The sequence below is a fragment of the Pseudomonas leptonychotis genome, from assembly GCF_004920405.1.
Lineage (GTDB): Bacteria > Pseudomonadota > Gammaproteobacteria > Pseudomonadales > Pseudomonadaceae > Aquipseudomonas > Aquipseudomonas leptonychotis.
In genome coordinates, this window is the sequence record NZ_RFLV01000011.1 from 1 (window position 1) to 3068 (window position 3068).

At 44.4% G+C, this 3068-nt stretch carries 5 protein-coding genes; all 5 read left to right on the forward strand.

Translation table 11 applies throughout. The features are described from left to right. The first annotated feature begins 143 nt into the window (after positions 1-143). The 5 genes from D8779_RS20440 (at position 144) to D8779_RS20460 (ending at position 2928) form a co-directional block, all read left to right on the forward strand. Positions 144-701 carry a hypothetical protein gene (locus D8779_RS20440; protein WP_136666449.1) on the forward strand — a complete coding sequence of 186 codons (558 nt, stop codon included), beginning with the start codon at positions 144-146 and terminating at the stop codon, positions 699-701. A gap of 74 nt (positions 702-775) precedes the next feature. Further along, entirely contained in the window at positions 776-1243 is a 468-nt protein-coding gene (locus D8779_RS20445) for a hypothetical protein (RefSeq protein WP_136666450.1), read from the forward strand. Between the two features lie 85 nt (positions 1244-1328). Next, on the forward strand, positions 1329-2096 hold the full coding sequence (locus D8779_RS20450; RefSeq protein ID WP_136666451.1) for a HEPN domain-containing protein: 768 nt from the start codon (positions 1329-1331) through the stop codon (positions 2094-2096). 78 nt (positions 2097-2174) lie between these two features. Next, the gene (locus D8779_RS20455) at positions 2175-2510 is read left to right on the forward strand and encodes a DUF4288 domain-containing protein (protein WP_205895863.1); all 336 of its coding nucleotides are present in this window, start codon (positions 2175-2177) and stop codon (positions 2508-2510) included. 118 nt (positions 2511-2628) lie between these two features. Next, a complete protein-coding gene (locus D8779_RS20460) occupies positions 2629-2928 on the forward strand; it encodes a hypothetical protein (protein ID WP_136666452.1) in 300 nt (99 codons plus the stop codon). Positions 2929-3068 lie beyond the last annotated feature (140 nt).

The following is a 3068-nucleotide window of genomic DNA, read 5'->3' on the forward strand; positions in this document are numbered from 1 at the left end:
TCTGGGGCTTTGCGTCATCACGTATTTATGTCTGGCGTGCCATCGGTGGTGCGGCCTAACATGCGGTTCAAGCCGTTCGCTTCGCTCACTGGGACGGGCTAAAGCCCGCCCCTTAACCTATCGTTATAAGCCAAGAGACAAAAATGTTTGAGCCTGATGATAGCTTTGAAAGACGTGATTTTGAGTTGAAGGAGCAGTGGCACTTCATTGAGCACTTACGAGGTGCAGAGATTCATTGGTTTTTCATTCAAGCCGTCAAAGCATTACAGAATGAGTTATATATCCCCGCATGCTCATGCTTTCTTAACGGAATTGAAGCATCCATGCGTATAACCATGGCTCAAGCCGAAAAGAAATCAAACATTACAGAGCTTTCGCCCTACAAGTTACTAAGCAACAATCTCATAAATGCAGCCAACGAACTTGGCATCCCTATAGGTTCTCTGGCCTTCGACAATGAGCCTGATTTCGCCGCAAAGCTGGCATCCGAAAAGCCAAACCGCACTGATGTTGAGCTTGTTCGCAACCGTCACAATATCTGCCATGGCAATATTCTCGAATTCATAAACTCTGAGTTAGGTGAAGAAAACCGTTTTTTCACTCCAGAATGTCTTCGCAACCTTGCGCATCAGTTGCACCGGATATCAAATTCATGGGTTGTAGATTTAGGGAAATATCGTCATGGCGTGCTTGGCTTATAACAATGCGCTCAAATCGTTCGCTTCGCTCACTGGGACGGGCTAAAGCCCGCCCCTTAGCTTAAACGTTAGGCTCTATGTTTACACATACAGAATTCAGTGAATTTGGTAAGAAACTCCTGAGCGATAGCTTATATTTTGAACGCTACCCGGGTCTTTACTATGTCACATATCCACAATACTCATTTACCGTTCCAGACGGCGAAGAGACCATACGAATATCTAGGGCACCAAAAGCATTAAATGATAACGGAATAAGGTTTTGGCTGGCCAGCGAGTGGCTTGCTGATTGGCGTGGACGAGAGGAATATTTTTCCTCATATATCACAGATAGTGCCTTCGAAAAAATCACAGAAGATGAGATGAATTTTGAGATATTCACTCAATGCTCAGGCTTAATTTCGCCACCACCACTGCCAGTTATTGGCGGGCAGGAATTCATAGGGGCGCTAATGATGTACTCATTAAAAACAGAATTCATTATTTCTATATTTGCCGAGTACACCAATGAGTATTTACATTTTTACTGGGACACAACGGCCTAACAAGTGGTTCAAACCGTTCGCTTCGCTCACTGGGACGGGCTAAAGCCCGCCCCTTAACCAAACGTTATGCACCAGGGAAGAATTTATGCCGGCAACAGCTTTTGGGCACTTTACTCAAGACATAGAGCGAGCAAGAAATTTAAAAGCTCATGCTGATACATTTCCTGCGCCGGCATCAGTGTTAGCAGATGATATTTACAGATCATCTTGGATGATGGCTGTTGGAGCCATGGATGCTTATTTTTGTGACGCATTTGCTGATGTCCTAGCCAAAATACTGAATGCAAAGAATATAGACCCCAGCATTAAGCTAACCGATAAAATAAAGTCAATTAAACTCCCCATAAATACGCTTCTTCAAATTCACGCTTCAAAATCAAATTGGAAATGGCGTAACGCTGCAAGAGATCTTATTGAAAAGGACAATGTACTTTCGCTCACGAAGGTCAAGGACCTTTTCAATCACATAATGGATGATACAAATAAGATTCTTGATAAAGCTATGATGGAACATTGGTTGCTCAGGCGAGGAGCTAAGCAACGTCTTGCTGGAATCACAGCAACTGCCTATCGCAGGCTTTCTCCCGCCGACCAGAACACTCAAAAAAAGGCAATGCTGGAGAAGTTGACGAATAGATTCTCATCAATTATCCAAAGAAGGCACGACTGCATTCACAACTGTGATCGTCCAAAAGTAACGTTGCTGTCAATAACAGCCATTGATGCTCAGAAGACAATAGAAGATATTGAGTATCTTGTGGCTGAGCTAAATCAACATATTGATTCCAACTTGCGCCGCCATCTCTTAAGTATTGGGTGCTCTAGAACATTAGTTCGCCGTGTTGGCGCATAACAACTGGTTCAAATCGCTCGCTTCGCTCACTGGGACGGGCTAAAGCCCGCCCCTTAACCAAACGTTAGGTGCAACTGAATGAATATTGCGTCGTACTCGGTTAGATGCCTTTTCCGTTGGGAGTCTCGCCCAAATCAGAAAGCGAAGAATCTGTACGAAGAACGTATCACTTTGTGGCAAGCAACCAGTATCAATCAAGCAATTGAACTTGCAGAGCAAGAAGCCGATGAATATGCATCAGATGACATGGAATTCTTAGGGTACTCACAAGGCTTTGCTTTATTTGAACCTGTTACGGCAAACGCAATAGAAGTATTTTCTTTGCTACGTGAAAGTGACCTTGAGCCTGAACAATACATCGATGCCTTCTTCGATACAGGCACAGAACACGAAGGTCAGTATGAGAAAAGCTGACCAAATACTGCATTGCGTGCAGTTACACCTAACAACTGGTTCAAACCGTTCGCTGCGCTCACTGGGACGGGCTAAAGCCCGCCCCTTAACCAAACGTTAGGCACCGCACGGAACAGCTATGCATCAAATCATCGGAATTTCCATCGCCTTGTTTATCGCTCCTCTGTTAGTACCATCGTGGAAATATCTTATAGGCTTTGGCGTGGCATTTAATTCAATCTGCTTCGGGTTTTATTTTTATCATCAACACCTAATTGCCTCAGATCCGACACTTGGAGGCCCTGGTGATGCCTTGGGTATTTTATTCGTCATTCTATTCTGCCTAAGTTTCTCAGCTGGAATTACGGCTAAACTCATATATCTTGTTATTCGATCATACATCAATAAGAAGCGAACACTTGAAATCACCAATGCCTAACAAGTGGTTCAAATCGTTCGCTTCGCTCACTGGGACGGGCTAAAGCCCGCCCCTTAACCAAACGTTAGGCTCTTCAGCATGCATCAAAAGCATATCGCCCAACTCATTGCCACGGCGCTTCAGTGCAGCACTGATGACCT

What these genes read in the sequence shown, in the direction of transcription:
- D8779_RS20440 (WP_136666449.1), top strand. Translation starts at nt 144, where the DNA reads ATGTTTGAGCCTGATGATAGCTTTGAAAGACGTGATTTTGAGTTGAAG.
- D8779_RS20445 (WP_136666450.1), top strand. Translation starts at nt 776, where the DNA reads ATGTTTACACATACAGAATTCAGTGAATTTGGTAAGAAACTCCTGAGC.
- D8779_RS20450 (WP_136666451.1), top strand. Translation starts at nt 1,329, where the DNA reads ATGCCGGCAACAGCTTTTGGGCACTTTACTCAAGACATAGAGCGAGCA.
- D8779_RS20455 (WP_205895863.1), top strand. Translation starts at nt 2,175, where the DNA reads ATGAATATTGCGTCGTACTCGGTTAGATGCCTTTTCCGTTGGGAGTCT.
- D8779_RS20460 (WP_136666452.1), top strand. Translation starts at nt 2,629, where the DNA reads ATGCATCAAATCATCGGAATTTCCATCGCCTTGTTTATCGCTCCTCTG.